The organism is Sphingomonas sp. NIC1 (assembly GCF_001638925.1).
Classification (GTDB): Bacteria; Pseudomonadota; Alphaproteobacteria; order Sphingomonadales; family Sphingomonadaceae; genus Sphingomonas; species Sphingomonas aquatilis.
The window spans coordinates 2,853,393-2,870,549 of the sequence record NZ_CP015521.1 but is presented as its reverse complement, the minus strand read 5'-3'; the positions used below and the strand labels follow the sequence as shown (position 1 = coordinate 2,870,549).

Here is a 17,157-nt window from a genome sequence, read left to right as displayed (position 1 = left end):
GGATTACGCGGCGGGAGCTTCCCCCGGCGGCACGGCGAACAATGCGAAGCCCGTGGGCAGCTTGCGCGGGCGCTTGCCGGCGAGCGCGGCGTCGATCGCCTCGATCGATCCGATCAGGTCGCGCTGCTGATAGGGTTTGACGAGGCGCCCGGTCGCCAGCGCCTCCGCCTCGGGCGGGAAGCGGCCGGTGACGAACAGCACCGGCACCGCGGCGGCACGCGCGCTGCGTGCGACGTCCAGCCCCGATCCGTCCGCCAGATTGACGTCGACCAGCACCAGGTCGAGCGCCTCGCCCGATTCCAGCACCGACACCGCCTCTGCCACGCGGTCCACCGTCGCGATGATCGTGTAGCCCGCCTCCCGCAGGATATGTTCGGTATCGAAGGCGATGAGTGGCTCGTCCTCGACCACCAGCAGCCGTTCGATCAGCCGCTTCTTCCGCCCGAACAACATATGCCGCTATGCCCCTTGGTTGACGGCGTTATCCCATGTCACGCCCGATTCGGTTAACGCGCATCTGGCGGCAAGTGACGCAAATTTTTTCACGTCCGGCACAATTGCGCGTATGGGGCGACGATGGCCGACCCCAAAGACCCCCGCACCCCTGCAGCCGCGGGCAAGACACCCGGCGACCGGATCGCGAAACTGCTGGCCCGCGCGGGCGTCGCCAGCCGGCGCGAGATCGAACGGATGATCGCCGAAGGGCGCGTCGCGCTCGACGGCACGGTGCTCGATACCCCTGCCACCGTGCTGACGTCGCTGCGCGGCGTGACCGTCGATGGCCAGCCCGTCGGCTCGCCCGAACCGACGCGGTTGTTCCTGTATCACAAGCCGACCGGCCTGCTGGTCACCGAACGCGACCCCAAGGGGCGGCCGACGATCTACGATCGCCTGCCGCACGACCTGCCGCGGCTGGTGCCGGTCGGGCGGCTCGACCTCAATACCGAGGGGCTGCTGCTGCTGACCACCGACGGCGGGTTCAAGCGCCAGCTGGAGCTGCCCGCGACCGGTGTCGAGCGCAGCTATCGCGCGCGCGCCTATGGCAACGTCACGCAGCAGCAGCTCGAGGAATTGGCCGAGGGCGTCGAAATCGAGGGCATTCGCTACGGCTCGATCGACGCCAATATCGAGCGGCGCACCGGCGCCAACGTGTGGATCGAGATCACGATCACCGAAGGCAAGAACCGCGAGGTGCGCCGCGTCCTCGAACATCTGGGGCTGCAGGTCAGCCGCCTGATCCGTACCCGCTACGGCCCGTTCGTACTCGGCGACCTGCCGGTCGGCGGGATCGGCGAGGTGAAGCAGCATGAGATCGTCGGCTTCCGCAAGACGCTGAAGGGCGGCGCGCCGGACGAGCCGATCGCGGCCGCCCCCCGTGCCGGCTTCCGCACCGCGCCCAGCGTCGATCGCACCACCCGCACGCGCCGCGGCGCCGAGCGTGGCGTGGAGCGGCCGGCAACCGTACGGCCGACCACCCCAGGCGAGCGCCCGACGCGATCGCGCCCTCGCGCCGAAGGTGGCGCGGACCGTCCCGCCCCCGCCCGCACCGCGAAGCCGCGCGCCCCCGCGACCGGCGAAGCGCCCCGCCCCGGCTTCCGCACCCCCGCGACGACCGATCGCGGCGCCCGCACGCGGACCCGAACCGACGCGCGCCCCCGCGACGACGCCCGCGACGGCAAGGCCAACGTCCCCACCGGCGGCTCGGCGATGAAGCCGTGGGAGCGTCATGATGAGCGCGGCGCCGATCGCAGCAGCGACCGCAACCGCTCGGGTGCTCCCCGCTTCGGCCAAGGCAAGCCCGGCGCATCCCGCACCGGCCAACGACCTCCCCGCGGTGACGCCCCGACGCGCAGCGGCCCCGCGGGCAGCGGCGGGTCGCCGCACCCATCGGGCGGGCGTCCGCCCGGCGGTGGCTTCAAGGGCGGGCCGAAGGGCGGACCGCGCGGGGGCCGCTCGTGAGGGTGATCGCCGGCCAGTGGCGCGGGCGTCCGCTCGTCGCGCCCAAGGGCGACGCCACGCGCCCCACCGCCGACCGCACGCGCGAGGCCTTGTTCTCGATGCTCACCAGCCGCCTCGGCAGCTTCGAAGGCCTCGCCGTCGCCGATCTGTTCGCCGGATCGGGCGCGCTGGGGATCGAGGCGCTGTCGCGCGGCGCGGCATCGTGCCTGTTCGTCGAACAGGACGGCGCGGCATTGGATGCGCTCAAGGCCAACCTCGCCAAGCTCGGCACGCGCGGCGACGTGCGCAGCGGGTCGGTGATGGCGCTGGGGCCGGCGCGCGCGCCGCTCGACCTCATCATGATGGACCCGCCCTACGGCACCGGTGCAGGCTTGGTAGCCTTGGATAAATTGGCGCGGCTGGGCTGGACGAACGCCGCGACCTGGGTCAGCATAGAGACCGCACGCGACGAGGCGGTCGAGGTCGCCGGGTTCGCCATCGACACCAGCCGCGTGCATGGGAAGGCCCGTGTGACACTCTTGCGGGCCGCCTGATCGCAACAGGAGGGAGCCATGGCGACGCAGTTCATTCCCCACCATTACGATGCCCCGCGACGCTCGGGGCCGCAGGCGGTGGTCGGATGGGTGCATCATCCCTTGCCCAAGGGCATCGAGCTGGAGGTGCAGACGACGCCGTCCGCACAGGCGCTCGACAATCAGCAGATCGCGACGACGCGGCTGGTGCTGAGCCGCAACCAGGCGCTGCTGCTCGCCAGCTTCCTGCTCAACGCCACCGGCTATTCCGAGGCCGACGTTCCGAAACGCAGCGTGTCGCGCTGGCCGCGCTGGTTCAGTCGGCGGTCCTGATCCGCGGCAACAGTGCGAGGCCGGCGAGGCTTACGAGGCCCGCCGCGACCAGATACAGCCCGATCCACCACAGCCCCCGCGCGGCCAGTGCCTGTGCCGCGATCGGCGCGAGCGCCCCGCCCAGGATGCCGCCGACGTTGAACGTCATCGACACGCCGGTGTAGCGCACGCCCGCCGGAAACAGCGTCGGCAGCCAGCCGCCGAGCGGGCCATAGGCAAAGCCCATCACGAACAAGGCAAAGGCCAGCCACGCGAACACCACGAACAGCGATCCGGCACCCAGCATCGGCCCCATCAGCGCGCCGGCGACGATACAGCCCAGAAAGCCGATCACCAGCATCCGCTCCGCCCCCGTACGGTCCGCCAGCACGCTCGCGACGATCACGCCCGCGGCGAGAAACAGGATCGCGACCAGCTCGACGCCGAGCAGCGCCGTCTTGTCATAGCCCAGCGTCGTCGTGCCGTAGCTCAGCGTAAAGGCGGTCGCGAGGTAGAAGAGCGCGAAGCACGCCACCACCCCGCCGGTGCCGGCCAGCAGCGCGCGGCCATGACCGGCGAACAGCGTCGCGAGCGGCACCTTGGGCAGCGCTTCGGCCTTGGCCGCCTCGACGAAGGCGGGCGTCTCGGTCAGCTTCAGCCGGATCCAGAGGCCGAGCGCGACCAGCACTGCGCTCACCAGGAACGGCAGGCGCCACCCCCAGGCGCGGAACTGCCCGTCGCTCAGCATCAACCCCAGCAGCAGGAACAATCCGTTCGCCAGGATGAAGCCGACCGGCGCCCCCAGCGGCGGGAACATGCCCCAGGTGTTGCGCCGATGCGGCGGTGCGTTCTCGACCGCGAGCAGCGCGGCGCCGCCCCATTCGCCGCCCAGCCCGAGCCCCTGCCCCAATCGCATCAGGCACAACAGCAGCGGCGCCCAGATGCCGAATTGTCGATAGGTCGGCAGGAAGGCGATCGCGACCGTCGATCCGCCCATCAGCAACAGGCTGGCGACCAGGGTCGACTTGCGCCCGATCCGGTCGCCGAAATGCCCGAACACCGCCGCACCGATCGGCCGCGCGAAGAAGGCCACGGCGAAACTCGCGAAGCTCATCATCTGCCGCGCCGACGCACTTTCCCCCGGAAAGAACAGCGCCGGAAACACCAGCGCCGCGGCGGTGGCGTAAATGTAGAAATCGTAGAATTCCACCGCCGTGCCGACGAGGCTCGCGGTCAGAATCCGGCGCGGCGAGGCTGGCGTGCCGGCGGCGTCTGGGACTGTGGCGGCAGGGGATTGGCTCATGCCGCCCTTCTAACCCCCAAATAAAGGCATCTGGCAACAAAGTTGCCATCCCTTCGCAACATTCGGCCGCTAGCGGGGTGCCACCGCGACTCCCCTCCCCCTGTGGGTCGCGATGTATCGGTCGCCTTTCTGTCGACTGGTGCTCCCTGAACTACGGGGCGGCCGCACCGGTGGCTGCCCCGATTTTTCCGGGCTTGCCGCGCTCGCAGCTTGCCGAGCCAAGCGCCGTTCCCTACCTGTTCGCCGGTGACCGACACCGCCTCCCCCGCCGCCCTGCAGGATCCGCCGTATCTCAAGGGGTTGAACCCACCGCAGCGCGACGCGGTGCTCACCACCGAAGGCCCGGTGCTGATGCTGGCCGGCGCGGGTACGGGCAAGACCGCGGCGCTGACCGCGCGGCTCGCGCATCTGCTGTGGACGCGCAAGGCGTGGCCGTCCGAAATTCTCGCCGTCACCTTCACCAACAAGGCCGCGCGCGAAATGCGCGAGCGCGTCGGCCGGATGGTCGGCGACGCGGTGGAGGGCATGCCGTGGCTCGGCACCTTCCACGCGATCGGCGCCAAGATGCTCCGCCGCCATGCCGAGCTGGTCGGGTTGCAGTCGAACTTCACGATCCTCGACACCGACGATCAGCTGCGGCTGCTCAAGCAACTGATTGTTGCTGCCGACATCGACGAAAAGCGCTTCCCCGCGCGCAGCCTCGCCGGCCTGATCGACGATTGGAAGAACAGGGGCCTGGTCCCCGCCGATATCGATGCCGGCGAGAGCGAACGCTACGCCAACGGGCGCGGCGGCGAACTGTACGCGCAATATCAGGCGCGGCTGCGCAGCGTGAACGCCTGCGACTTCGGCGACCTGCTACTCCACATGCTCACCATCCTGAAGACGCATGCCGACGTGCTGCGCACCTATCAGGAGCGCTTCAAATACATCATGGTGGACGAATATCAGGACACCAACATCGTCCAGTATCTCTGGCTGCGGCTGCTGGCGCAGACGCGCAAGAACATCGCCTGTGTCGGCGACGATGATCAGTCCATCTATTCGTGGCGCGGCGCGCAGGTCGAAAACATCCTGAAGTTCGAGAAGGATTTTCCCGGCGCCAAGGTGATCCGCCTCGAACAGAATTACCGGTCGACGCCCCACATCCTCGGCGCCGCATCTGGCGTGATCGCGCATAACGGCGGGCGGCTCGGCAAGACGCTGTGGACCGAACTCGATGTGGGCGAAAAGGTCCGCGTACTGGGGGTGTGGGACGGGCCCGAAGAAGCCCGCCGGGTTAGCGACGAGATCGAGGCGGCGCAGCGGAACGGCACCCCGCTCGACCATATCGCCATCCTCGTCCGCGCGCAGCACCAGACGCGCGAGTTCGAAGACCGCTTCATCTCGATCGGCATGCCGTACCGCATCGTCGGCGGCTATCGCTTCTACGAACGCGCCGAAATCCGCGACGCGCTTGCCTATCTCCGCATCGTCAACCAGCCGTCGGACGATCTGGCCTTCGAACGCATCGTCAACGTCCCCAAGCGCGGCCTTGGCGACAAGGCGATCGCCAAGATCCACCAGCTCGCCCGCGCCGAGGGCGTGCCGCTCACCATTGCCGCCGCGCGCATCCTCGACACCGACGAACTGACCCCGCAGGCGCGCCGCGCGCTCGGCAATTTCGTCGGCGACATCGCCCGCTGGCGCGACCGGGCACGCGACCTGCCGCATGCCGAACTCGCGCGGCAGATGCTCGACGAATCGGGCTATACCGCGATGTGGCAGGCCGAAAAGTCGGTCGAGGCGTCCGGGCGGCTCGAAAACCTGTCCGAACTCGTCCGCGCGATGGAGGAATATGAATCGCTCGGTGCGTTCTTGGAACACGTCAGCCTCGTCATGGACAAGGACGGCGCGGTGCAGGCGCCCGAGGTGACGATCATGACGATCCACGCCGCCAAGGGCCTCGAATTCGACACCGTCTTCCTGGTCGGTTGGGAAGAGGGCCTGTTCCCCTCCCAACGTGCGATCGACGAAGGCGGCACGCGCAGCCTGGAGGAGGAGCGCCGCCTCGCCTATGTCGCGATCACCCGCGCGCGGCGCCGCGCGACGATCCTCCACGCCGCCAACCGCCGCATCTACGGCCAATGGACCTCCAGCATCCCGAGCCGCTTCGTCGGCGAGTTGCCGCCCGAACATACCGACAGCGACACGACCATGTCGGGCGGCGAAAGCCTGTGGCGCGCCAATTGGAGCGAGCGCGCCGATCCCTTCGCCAATGTCGCGCGCGGCACCGGCCGCGGTCCGGGCTGGCAGCGCGCGGCGGGGTCCGGCTCCGGCTTCACCACCCAGCCGACGCGGATCGTCGAAAGCCGGGCGAGCGCGGTCAGCATCGGCAACAAGGGGCGCAGCGACCTCAGCGTCGGCATGCGCGTGTTCCACCAGAAATTCGGCTATGGCGCGATCGCCGAGATTGAAGGCAACAAGCTGGAGATCGACTTCGAAGCCGCCGGCCGCAAGCGGGTGATGGACAGCTTCGTCACGATCGGGTGAGCCGGGCGTCCCCGCCCGAGTATTACCCTCCTCGTCATTGCGAGCGCAGCGACGGACTGAGGCGACGGAGTGAGGCGGCCGATCCCACCTTGGCGTCGTCCGGCAACTGCGCCCCGCCGACACCCCGCCTACCATCCGTTCAGGAACCGGCAGGGTAGGTTCCGCGTATGGCCGTTACGGTTCCGAATCAACGGACTAAGAAGCTCAGGACGATCGCCATGCTCAAGTCGCTGTCCCTCGCCGCTGCCGCGGCCGCCGCGCTCACCGCCGCCACTCCGGTCGTCGCCCAGTCGGCACAGGACGAGGCGCGCTTCACCGCCGCGCAGCAGCGGTTCGACGCCGAACTCGCCCGCTATCGCGCCGAAGTGGATCGCTATCGCGCGTCGCGCGGCGGCTACACCGGCACCGGCGGCTATCGCGAGGCACCGGCCGCAAACTATTACAACAACAACACCTATCCCGGCGATCGTGACGAGAACGGCTACGACCCGTCGCGCTATTATCGCAGCGGCGACAATTATCGCGAGCGCGTGCTGAGCGCCGACGAGCGTGTCTATGCCGGCAATGACGGCCGTTATTATTGCAAGCGCAGCGACGGCACGACCGGGCTCGTCATCGGCGGCGCCGCGGGCGGCATTCTGGGCAATGTGATCGATGGCGGCCGCAGCCGCATTGTCGGCACCCTGCTCGGCGGTGCGGCCGGTGCGCTCGCCGGCAAGGCGATCGACCAGAACCAGTCGCAGGTTCGCTGCCGTTGAGATTCACGGGGCGCGCCGGCGACGGTGCGTCCCCTCATACTTTGTCACCCCGGACTCGTTCCAGGGTCCACTCTGCGGCGAGGGGGTGGTTTGAGCCTCCTGCCGCCCCCTTGCCCCCGGAACGAGTCCGGGGTGACGGGGGACTTTGCGGAAGCCGTAAGCGTGCCGAGCCTTACCCCAGCTCCACCGCCATCAGCGTCACGCCGACATATTTCTCCGCCTCGGGTTCGAAGAGCGCACTCGGGCGGAAGGTGTTCGTGGTCAGCGTCGGATCGCCCAGGCCATCGAGCTTGAACGTGCCCAGCTTCTCCTCGCGCGGGGGCCTGCCGTCGCGCTCCACCGTGGTCGCATCGACGTAGATCTCGCCGTGCCGCGTGTAGAGAATGTGGGGGGCGATCGTGACCGCACCCTTGTTGTAGGTGGCGGTGACGGTCATCTGGCGGACGATGGCTTCGAACATCGTCGGCACCGGTCCGGTCGGCGCAGAGGGCTGGTTCATCCTCGCATCCATAATCGCTGATGCTGCATCGCAGCAAGACGCTTTACGCGCCCGTCATAGCGCAGTCAGCGATTCTGCGCGAGCAATCTGTCGAAGACGTCGATTTCCAACGGCTTCTTGAACTGGCAGCCGGCGAGATAATCGTCGGACCACATCACGTCGGCCGCGATCGTGCCCGCTTCGGGCAAGGTCAGCCAGATCGTGCTGCCCTTGGCCAGCGCGGAATAGGTTTGCAGGCGAACGCCGTGGATCGAGAGATCGACCACCTTGCATAAGGTGCGAGCGGCCTTGCCGATATGCGCATCCAACGAAACCGGCGCACGCGGGGAGCGGCGCCGGCCATTGGGTTCTGCAGGTTCGAACTCGGCGGCAAACATCGATCAAAGGTATCGCGTCGATGGTTAACGCCGAGTCAACGATCCAATCAGTTCTTGCGGAGCGTGAGACCGCCACCGAAGCGCTTGTTGAAGCGCGCGACCTGGCCGCCCGCGTCGAGCAGCTGACCACGGCCACCGGTCCAGGCGGGGTGCGCCAGCGGATCGATGTCGAGCTGCATCGTGTCGCCTTCCTTGCCCCAGGTGGAGCGGGTTTCGAACACGGTGCCGTCCGTCATCTGGACCTTGATCATGTGGTAGTCGGGGTGGGTATCTTTCTTCACGTCACACGCTCCGTATGCGGCTGGTTCCGACCAGCCTGAAAGGGAAGCGGCGCCCGTAACGGAGCGCCGCCGAAAAGTCAAAAGTCAGCGAAAGTCACACGCGTCACGCCTTGGGCGGATCGGCGATCATCGCAGTAAAGTTGGCCTCTGCAACGACTTGCCCATCAACCTTCGCAACACCTGCGAACTTGCAGACGCTGGACCGCTTCTGGACGAATTCGACCTCCAGCCGCAGCAGCACGCCGGGTTCGACGGGCTTGCGGAACTTCGCGCCTTCGATCGCCATGAAATAGACGAGCTTGCCCGATCCGGCGAGGCCCAGGCTTTCGACCGCGAGCACGCCCGCGGCCTGCGCCAGCGCCTCGACGATCAGCACACCCGGCATGATCGGACGACCGGGGAAATGCCCCTGGAAGAAGCCTTCGTTGATCGTCACCGCCTTGATCGCCGCGATCGACCGGTCGAGGACGATCTCCTCGACCCGGTCGACCAGCAGCATCGGGTAGCGATGCGGCAGCGCCGCCATGACCCGCCCGATATCGAGCGGCCCCATGGTCTGTGCGTCTTCGCTCACCGACGCGGGTCCTTAGCGGCCCTGCGGGGTGCCGGCGGCCGGCGCAGCGGCCGGAGCCGGAGCACCCGCCTGCTGACGGCGCTGGGCATTCGCGTAGACGATCTGGCGATACTGCTGCAGCAGTTCGACGGTCTGCTGCTGCGGCTGCCAGTTGGCCGGCGGCGTGATCGAGACGGTCGGCGTCGTGCGATCGATCTCGGCGATGATGTCGCGCGTGATGTCGGTCGCCGGCGGCGCGTACTGGATCGCGTTCGGCGACAGCACCAGGTTGATCTTCTTGGCCGTCACGACCGCACGCAGCGCCGGGTCATACTTGGCGACGATCTGTTCCAGCGCATAGGCCTGCGCCTTGATCGCGGGGTTCTGCGCGGCTTCGATACCGGGCTGCGCGGCAGCCTGGGCGTCGCGCACCTGCTTGGCGATCGTCGGGTTCGATTCGGCCGCGGCGGCTTCCGCCTGGCTGATCTGGCCGTCCTTGTTGGCGTCGAGGATGCCACGCAGCTTCGTGTTCAGCGCGTTCTGCGCCGCAGCGGCCTGATCCAGCTGCGCCTTGTAGGTCGTGCCGATCTGCGTGTTGGCGGTTTCGAACGCCTTCGCGCTGAAGATCGCCGCGTCGGGCTGCGCCGTTGCGATGCCGGCGGTCTGCGCCGAGGCGCCGCCGGCGAGCAGGGCGACCGAAGCCGAGGCGATCGCCACGGCGCACGTCTTGGTAATCGTCTTCATTAGAACTGCGTCCCTACGTTGAAGGTAATGAGCTTGGGATCGTCGCCCTTCTGGGTGACGAGCGCCTTGGCGAGGTCGATACGCAGCGGACCGAACGGCGACGTCCAGTTGACGCCGATGCCGATGCTGACGCGCGGCGTCGGGCTGCTGCCGTAATAGGTTTCCTTGAACGGCGAGATCGCCTGATCGAATGCGATCGTGTTCGTCTCGCTGCCCGAACATGCGCCGCCCGCGACCGCCGAATAGCCGATCGAACAGGTCGTCGCACGCAGCGCCGGCGCGGTCGCGCCGTCCGGCGTGTAGGTGTTGTAATAGAGCTGGCGACCCGCCGAGTCGGTCAGCAACCGCTGGATCGGCAGCACCGTCACGTTGCCCGCCGAATCGGTGATCGTCGGGAAGCTCGCGGTCGGCAGCGGCTTGGTCAGGCCCCACAGGCTGCCCGCCTGGACATAGACCGACGGACGCAGGCCCAGTTCGCGCGCGCCGGAGCCCAACGGGATCTCCAGCTCGGCGCGGACGAGGTAATAGGCGCGGCCACCCAGCGCGTCGTCGACGATCTGGTCGCGATCCGTGACGAGGATCTGCTTGCCGTTCGCGTCCGTCGTATAGGCCTGACGCTGCACGCGTGGGCCGACGCCACGGATGTCGAAGCCGCGGAACTGCGGTTCGCCGAGGTAGAAGCGATCGGTGATGCGGACGCTGTCGATGCCGGGGCCACGGCTCTTTTCCAGCGAATGGATATAGCCGCCCTCACCGACGATCGAGCCGATGAAGCCGCTGCCGACGTTCCAGAACTTCGAGCCTTCGAGGCGCGTACGGATATACTTCACGTCACCGCCCAGGCCCGCGAAGTCCTGGTTGAAGGCGAAGCGCTGGCCCGCGGTCGGGCGCAGGCGGCTGTTGAGGCTGTCGTAGATCAGCGAATAGCCGACCGTCGACGTCCAGCGGTTGCCGATCGCTTCGCAGAGGTAGCGGCCCGCCTTCAGCGGATCGCAGACGCCGTTGGTGAAATAGGTCGCCGAATCGAGACCGACCTGATCGTAGGACAGGCCATAGCGGCCGGCGAGCGACCAATATTCGGTCAGCGGCACGCCCGCACGGACCTGGAAACCGGTCGATACCTGCGAATAGGTGGTCTGACGCTGCGTGCCAATATAGTTGAACGAGTTGAAGTCGCGGCGGAACACGTCGACGCCGATCGCGACGTTCTTGTCGAACAGATACGGCTCGGTGAAGCCCAGCTCGACCGACTTCGAATAGGTCGAATAGTTCACGCCCGCGCGCAGCACTTGGCCCTTGCCGCGGAAGTTGTTCTGCGTGATGTTCGCCTGGATGATGAAGCGTTCGAGGCTGGAATAGCCGACCGACAGCTGCAATTCGCCGGTGCTGCGTTCTTCCAGCGTCGTTTCCAGGACGACGCGATCGGGTGCGGAACCGGGGTTCTGCTTGATCTCCATCTTGTCCTGGAAGAAGCCCAGGCTGTTGATGCGATCCTGGCTGCGCTTCACCTGGAAGCTGTTGAACGCATCGCCTTCCGCCAGACGGATTTCGCGGCGCACGACCTTGTCCTGCGTCTGCGTGTTGCCGTTGATGTCGATCCGCTCGACATAGGTGCGCTGCGCCTGGCCGATGTGGAAGTTCATCCCCATCGTCAGCGTTTCGGGATCGCGGCTGTAATCCGGCTGCACGTCGGTGAAGGCATAGCCGAACAGGCCGGCCGACTGGCTCAACTGATCGATCGAATCCTCGACCAGCTTGGCGTTATACCAGTCGCCCTTCTTGACCGGCAGCGACGCGGCAAGCTTCTTGTTGTCGAAGTCGCGGATTTCGCTGTCGACGGTGATGTCGCCGAACTTGTAGCGCTTACCCTCTTCGACGACATAGGTGATGATGAAGTCGCGCTTGTCGGGCGTCAGCTCGGCGACCGCGCTGGTGACGCGGAAATCGGCATAGCCCTGCGTCAGATAGAATTGGCGCAGCTTCTGCTGGTCGTAGTTCAGGCGATCCTGATCGTAGGACGTGTTGGACGACAGCAGGCGGAACCAGCGCGATTCCTTCGTCGCCATCTCACCGCGCAGCTTGCCGTCGCTGAACACCTCGTTGCCGATGATGTTGATCTGGCGGACCTTGGACTTCGGCCCTTCGTTGATCTCGAACACCACGTCGACGCGATTCTGGTCGAGGTTGACCATCTTCGGATTGACGACCGCGGCGAATCGGCCCTGGCGGCGATACAGTTCCAGGATGCGGCTGACGTCCTGCCGCACCGCCGTGCGGGTGAAGATCTGACGCGGCGCAAGCTTGATTTCCTTGGTAATCTTGTCGCTTTTCAGCGCCTTGTTACCTTCCAGGATCACGCGGTTGATGATCGGGTTCTCGCGCACCTTCAGCACGATGTCGCCGGTCTCGACGCCCTCGATCTGATATTGGACGAACAGGTCCGACGCCTGCAGGTCCTTCAGCGCCTGGTCCAGCGTTTCCGCAGTATACGGAATGCCGACGCGCAGCTTGGTGTACGACAGCACCGTTTCCGGCTCGATGCGCTGCGATCCTTCGACGCGCAGCGACTTGATCGTGCGCACGGGCGCCGGCGTGGCGGCGGGCGCCGTTGCCGCCTGTGCGCCGGTCGCGGGTGTCGTTGCCGGCGCCTGGGCCGGCGCGGCCGCCGTCTGCGCCATGGCGGGCACACCCGACAGCATGGTGCCGGCGAGCAGCGCGGCACCCAGGCCGGCGAACTTGGAACTTGTCATCGCTGTCACTCAACCCACCCCAAAAACGTCAGGATACCCACGTAACGTCGGGAACCGCAGCGCAACGCCCTGCCCCAACCCGGTCAGCCGATCAACCCGGCCAACCGCTGCCACAGACCAACCGCGCCCAAATCGTTGAACGTGACGATCAGCATCAACGCCAATACCGCAGCCAATCCGCCGCGAAATGCCCATTCCTGTACCTGAGGTTCGAGGGGACGACGCCGCACCGCTTCGATCGCGTAGAAGAAGAGGTGTCCGCCATCCAGCATCGGCACTGGCAGCAGGTTGATGAACCCCAGATTGATGGAGAGCATCGCGACCAGCCAGACGAAGGCCGAAACGCCCAGCGCCATCTGCTCGCCGGAGATTTTGGCGATGCGGATCGGGCCGCCCAGTTCGTCGATCGAGCGGCGACCGCTAATGATCTGGCCGATCGTTTCCAGCGTGCCGCCGATGATCTCGCCCGTCATCCGCACACCGGCGATCGGCGCCTCGGCAAGTCTGACGGGGGCAAGCACGGGATCGCCGCTCTGCAAGCCCAGCCGGCCGATGCGATATTCATTGCCGAACCGGTCGCGCTGATGGACGGTGCCGATCGTCAGCGGCGTCTCGATATCGCGGCCGGCGCGCGCCACTGTCACCGTGACCTGCTGGCCCGGCCGGATCAGCGCATAGCGTGCGAGGTCGGAGAAGGTGTCGACCCCGCGGCCGTCGAGCGCGACGATCCGGTCGCCCGCGCGAAGGCCCGCCTTCTCCGCCGCGCCGCCCTCCACCACCGCGCCGACGACGGCGGGGGTGCGATCGACGCCATAGCTATAGGCGAAGCCGGCGAGGATCAGCACCGCCAGGATCAGGTTCACCGCCGGCCCCGCCGCGACGATGATCGCGCGCTGCCACAAGGGCTTGGCCTGGAAGGTCCGCATCCGCTCGTCGGCGGGCAGCGACAGCCATGCCGCATCGGGCTGGCTTGCGGGGTTCATGTCGCCGGCGAAGCGGACGTAGCCGCCCAGCGGCAGCCAGCCGAATTTCCAGCGCGTGCCCCGGGAATCGGTGAAGCCCGCGATCTCGCGCCCGAAGCCGATCGAAAATGCCTCCGCCTTCACGCCGAAGACGCGGCCGGCGAGATAATGGCCCATCTCATGAATGAACACGAGCGGCCCGATGGCGCACAGAAAGGCGAGGACCGCCATCAGGATACCGGGGGACTGGATCAAGCTGCGCAATCCTTCACGCGTGAACCTCTACACGCCCCCCAGTCCGGCCCGTGCTTCGGCCCCGAACCTGCTCGTCCGCTATCCGCCGTGCCTCGGCATCGACCGCCAGGACCGATTCCACCGTGGCGGGCGCCTGCGGGTCGTAACGCTCCAGCGTATCGGCGACGATTGCGGCAATTTCGAGGAAGCCGATCCGTCGCGCCAGAAAGGCAGCGACCGCCACTTCGTTCGCCGCGTTGAGGATCGCCGGACGCGCGCCGCCCGCCTCCAGCGCCGCGCGCGCCAGCGCCAGCGCGGGAAAGCGCACCGGATCGCACGCCTCGAAATCGAGCCGGCCGATCTTCACGAGGTCTAGCGGCTCCATCGGCGTCGCCATCCGGTCGGGCCAGGCGAGCGTATGCGCGATCGGCACGCGCATGTCGCTGGGGCCCAGCTGCGCCAGCATCGATCCGTCGACATAATCGACCATCGAATGGATCACCGACTGCCGGTGCATCACCACCTCGATCCGGTCGTTGTCGACCGGGAACAGTCGCGCCGCCTCGATCAGCTCGAGGCCCTTGTTCATCATCGTCGCGCTGTCGACGCTGATCTTCGCGCCCATCGACCAATTGGGATGCGCGACCGCCTGTTCGACGGTGACGTCCGCCATCCTCTCCAGCGACCAATCGCGGAACGGCCCGCCGCTGGCGGTCAGGATGATCCGCCGCACCCGCTCGGGCCGCGCGAAATCGAAACATTGGTGGATCGCATTATGCTCGCTGTCCGCCGGCAGCAGCGTCGCGCCGGACGCCGCAGCGGCGGCCAGGATCACCTCGCCCGCCGACACCAACGGCTCCTTGTTGGCGATCACGACGGTGCCGCCGTGCGCGATCGCCGCCATCACCGGCTCCAGGCCCGCACAGCCGACGATCGCCCCCATCGTCCAGTCCGCGCCCGCCGCAGCGTCGCAGATTGCCTGCCGCCCGCCCGCGGCTTGCGTGCCCGTGCCCGCCAGCGCCGCGCGCAGATCGGGCAGGCAGCTTTCGTCGGCGACGACGGCAATCTCCGCCTTCGTGCGGATCGCCGCGGCGGCAAGGTTGGCGACATCGCAATTGGCGGTCAGCGCGCGGACGCGGAACCGGTCCGGCTCACGCTCGACCAGATCGAGCGTCGACGTGCCCACCGATCCGGTGGCGCCCAAGATGGTGACGGTCTTCATGCAGGAAATCCCAGCGGCACCACGACGAGCAGTGCCGCGATCGGCAGCACCGGCACCACACCATCCAGCCGGTCGAGCACGCCGCCATGGCCCGGAATGACGCTGCCCGAATCCTTCACCCCGGCACGGCGCTTCAGATGGCTTTCATACAGGTCGCCCGCCTGCGCCAGGATCGCGAGCACCGGCGTCGCCGCCACGAAGCGCACCGGCAGCAGGTACACGCGGCTCATCACGAGCGCGAGCACGGTCGCCGCGACGATCCCACCGATCAGCCCGGCCCAGGTCTTGTTGGGGCTGATCGCGGGCGCCAGCTTCGGCCCGCCGATCGTCCGTCCGGCGAAATAGGCGCCGATATCGGTCGCCCAGACGAGGCTCAGCGCCCACAAGGCGTTGCGCAGGCCGTCGGGCTCATGCCGGATCAGCAGCAGCGCATAGATCGGCAGTCCGCAATAGAGGACGCCGAGCGCCAACGCCGGCCGCCGCGTGACGATGCCGAGGAAGAAGAAGGCACCGGCCAACAGCCCGAGCGCGAAGAAATTGGGACCGGCTGCGATCGGGCACATGATCGCCAGCGGCACGAACAGGACATATTGGCCCAGCCGCTTGGTCTGCGGCGGCGCGCCGTTCAACTCGCTCCATTCGGCCATCATGAACACGCCGATCACCGCAGCGAGCAGCCAGAGCGCAAAGCCGCCGAACGCCAGCGCGACCAGCGCGACGGCGATCATGCCGACGCCGGTTACTGCGCGCACAGCCAGGTCCGACGGGCGCTTGCCCGGGGCGGCGTCGCTCACAGGCCGCCGTAACGCCGCTGGCGCTGCCCGAATGCGGTCACCGCATCGGCCAACGTGTCGCCGTTGAAATCGGGCCACAGGGTCTCGACGAACAGCAGCTCGGCATAGGCCGCCTGCCATAACAGGAAATTCGACAGCCGTTGCTCGCCCGACGATCGGATGACGAGGTCGAGCGGCGGCAGGTCCGCGGTCTGCAACTCCGCCTCGATATGCTCGGGCGTAATCGATGCAGGGTCGATCTCTCCCGCCGCCGCACGCGCCGCCAGCGTCTGCGCCGCCGCAACCAGTTCGGCCTGCGATCCGTAATTGAGGGCGATCACCAGCACCGGGCCGGTGTTGCCAGCGGTCTTGGCGACCGCATCGTCGACCAGCGCGACGAGATCGGGCGCGAACCGGCGATAGTCGCCGATGATGCGCAGCCGGACATTCTCTTCGACCAGCTCGGCGAGGTCGCTGCGGATGAACAGCCGCAGCAGGCCCATCAGCGCGCCCACCTCTTCCTTGGGCCGGCGCCAGTTTTCCGAGCTGAACGCATAGAGCGTCAGCGCCTCGATACCCATCGCGCGCGCGGCGCGGGTGACGCGGCGCACCGCCTCCACCCCCGCCTTGTGCCCGGCGACGCGCGGCAGGTGGCGGGCCTTCGCCCAGCGGCCGTTGCCATCCATGATGATCGCAACATGGCGCGGCACGAGGCCGGTATTCGGAACCGCCGAGAGGAGGGGTGCGCTGCTCACGCGAACACTCCCGAAGGAGTGCCGGGCCGCTCATGCCCCCGGCATGAGCTAAACAGCTGGCGCTGTTTACCCATCACTTACCCAAAATTTCCTTTTCCTTCGCCGCCGCCGCCGCATCGACATCGGCGATCGTCGCGTCGGTCAGCTTCTGCACCTCGGTTTCGTGGCGCTTGCGCTCGTCCTCGCTGAACACGCCCTTCTTCTCGTCGGTCTTGAGGTTGTCCATGCCATCGCGGCGGACGTTGCGCACCGCGATGCGCGCGCCCTCGGCGTACTTGCCGGCGAGCTTGGCGAGTTCCTTGCGGCGCTCTTCGGTGAGGTCCGGGATCGGCAGGCGCAGCGTCTGGCCGTCGTTGATCGGGTTGAGGCCCAGGCCCGCCGAGCGGATCGCCTTTTCCACCGGCCCGACGTTCGACTTGTCCCACACCTGAACCGAGATCATGCGCGGCTCCGGCACGGAGACGGTCGCGACCTGCGTCAACGGCATGTGGCTGCCATAGACCTCTACGGTGACGGGATCGAGCAGCGCGGTAGACGCACGGCCGGTACGCAGACCGGCCAGGTCGTGCTTCAGCGCTTCGACGGCACCCGCCATGCGGCGCTCGAGATCGGACTTGTCATAGGCAGCCAT

General features: G+C 67.4%; 18 protein-coding genes. 5 read left to right on the top strand and 13 right to left on the bottom strand.

The window, feature by feature from the left end:
- Positions 1-3: 3 nt before the first annotated feature.
- A complete protein-coding gene (locus tag A7E77_RS13565) occupies positions 4-453 on the bottom strand; it encodes a response regulator (RefSeq protein WP_017978433.1) in 450 nt (149 codons plus the stop codon).
- A gap of 123 nt (positions 454-576) precedes the next feature.
- Here A7E77_RS13565 and A7E77_RS13560 point away from each other — a divergent pair, with 123 nt between their 5' ends.
- From A7E77_RS13560 to A7E77_RS13550, 3 genes are read left to right on the top strand one after another with little or no spacing between them, the layout of a single operon-like run.
- Positions 577-1,959, top strand: coding sequence for a pseudouridine synthase (locus A7E77_RS13560; RefSeq protein ID WP_063688695.1), 1,383 nt, complete (start codon positions 577-579; stop codon positions 1,957-1,959).
- Positions 1,956-2,492, top strand: coding sequence for a 16S rRNA (guanine(966)-N(2))-methyltransferase RsmD (gene rsmD / locus A7E77_RS13555; protein ID WP_024310514.1), 537 nt, complete (start codon positions 1,956-1,958; stop codon positions 2,490-2,492). The genes A7E77_RS13560 and rsmD overlap by 4 nt, the downstream gene beginning before the upstream one ends.
- Before the next feature lie 18 nt (positions 2,493-2,510).
- Positions 2,511-2,804: a hypothetical protein gene (locus tag A7E77_RS13550; protein ID WP_017978430.1), complete on the top strand. Its 294-nt coding sequence runs from the start codon at positions 2,511-2,513 to the stop codon at positions 2,802-2,804.
- Here A7E77_RS13550 and A7E77_RS13545 read toward each other — a convergent pair.
- On the bottom strand, positions 2,788-4,086 hold the full coding sequence (locus A7E77_RS13545) for an MFS transporter (protein WP_063688692.1): 1,299 nt from the start codon (positions 4,084-4,086) through the stop codon (positions 2,788-2,790). The genes A7E77_RS13550 and A7E77_RS13545 overlap by 17 nt on opposite strands.
- 246 nt (positions 4,087-4,332) lie before the next feature.
- Between A7E77_RS13545 and A7E77_RS13540 the strand changes: the two genes are divergently transcribed.
- Together A7E77_RS13540 and A7E77_RS13535 are read left to right on the top strand one after the other, a co-directional pair.
- Positions 4,333-6,618: an ATP-dependent helicase gene (locus A7E77_RS13540; RefSeq protein WP_063688690.1), complete on the top strand. Its 2,286-nt coding sequence runs from the start codon at positions 4,333-4,335 to the stop codon at positions 6,616-6,618.
- A gap of 218 nt (positions 6,619-6,836) precedes the next feature.
- Positions 6,837-7,376 carry a glycine zipper 2TM domain-containing protein gene (locus A7E77_RS13535; RefSeq protein ID WP_063688687.1) on the top strand — a complete coding sequence of 180 codons (540 nt, stop codon included), beginning with the start codon at positions 6,837-6,839 and terminating at the stop codon, positions 7,374-7,376.
- A 172-nt stretch (positions 7,377-7,548) separates the two neighbouring features.
- Here the strand turns inward: A7E77_RS13535 and A7E77_RS13530 are convergent, their stop codons facing one another.
- From A7E77_RS13530 to frr, 11 genes are all read right to left on the bottom strand, one after another.
- On the bottom strand, positions 7,549-7,875 hold the full coding sequence (locus A7E77_RS13530) for a hypothetical protein (RefSeq protein WP_063688684.1): 327 nt from the start codon (positions 7,873-7,875) through the stop codon (positions 7,549-7,551).
- Between the two features lie 65 nt (positions 7,876-7,940).
- Positions 7,941-8,252, bottom strand: a complete 312-nt coding sequence (locus tag A7E77_RS13525) for a PilZ domain-containing protein (protein ID WP_017978425.1) — start codon at positions 8,250-8,252, stop codon at positions 7,941-7,943.
- Positions 8,253-8,299: 47 nt separating this feature from the next.
- Positions 8,300-8,533: a 50S ribosomal protein L31 gene (gene rpmE / locus A7E77_RS13520; protein ID WP_024310513.1), complete on the bottom strand. Its 234-nt coding sequence runs from the start codon at positions 8,531-8,533 to the stop codon at positions 8,300-8,302.
- Between the two features lie 103 nt (positions 8,534-8,636).
- Entirely contained in the window at positions 8,637-9,086 is a 450-nt protein-coding gene (gene fabZ, locus A7E77_RS13515) for a 3-hydroxyacyl-ACP dehydratase FabZ (RefSeq protein WP_063688681.1), read from the bottom strand.
- Positions 9,087-9,119: 33 nt separating this feature from the next.
- On the bottom strand, positions 9,120-9,830 hold the full coding sequence (locus A7E77_RS13510) for an OmpH family outer membrane protein (RefSeq protein ID WP_063688678.1): 711 nt from the start codon (positions 9,828-9,830) through the stop codon (positions 9,120-9,122).
- Positions 9,830-12,580, bottom strand: coding sequence for an outer membrane protein assembly factor BamA (gene bamA / locus A7E77_RS13505; RefSeq protein WP_063688675.1), 2,751 nt, complete (start codon positions 12,578-12,580; stop codon positions 9,830-9,832). The genes A7E77_RS13510 and bamA overlap by 1 nt, the downstream gene beginning before the upstream one ends.
- 83 nt (positions 12,581-12,663) lie before the next feature.
- Positions 12,664-13,797 (bottom strand): M50 family metallopeptidase, encoded by a 1,134-nt coding sequence (locus A7E77_RS13500; protein ID WP_063689974.1) that lies wholly within the window; start codon positions 13,795-13,797, stop codon positions 12,664-12,666.
- Between the two features lie 13 nt (positions 13,798-13,810).
- On the bottom strand, positions 13,811-14,998 hold the full coding sequence (locus tag A7E77_RS13495; RefSeq protein WP_063688672.1) for a 1-deoxy-D-xylulose-5-phosphate reductoisomerase: 1,188 nt from the start codon (positions 14,996-14,998) through the stop codon (positions 13,811-13,813).
- A complete protein-coding gene (locus tag A7E77_RS13490) occupies positions 14,995-15,792 on the bottom strand; it encodes a phosphatidate cytidylyltransferase (protein WP_063688669.1) in 798 nt (265 codons plus the stop codon). Before A7E77_RS13490 ends, A7E77_RS13495 begins: the two co-directional genes overlap by 4 nt.
- The gene (uppS, locus tag A7E77_RS13485) at positions 15,789-16,457 is read right to left on the bottom strand and encodes a polyprenyl diphosphate synthase (protein WP_063689978.1); all 669 of its coding nucleotides are present in this window, start codon (positions 16,455-16,457) and stop codon (positions 15,789-15,791) included. The genes A7E77_RS13490 and uppS overlap by 4 nt, the downstream gene beginning before the upstream one ends.
- A 142-nt stretch (positions 16,458-16,599) precedes the next feature.
- Entirely contained in the window at positions 16,600-17,157 is a 558-nt protein-coding gene (gene frr / locus A7E77_RS13480; RefSeq protein WP_017978416.1) for a ribosome recycling factor, read from the bottom strand.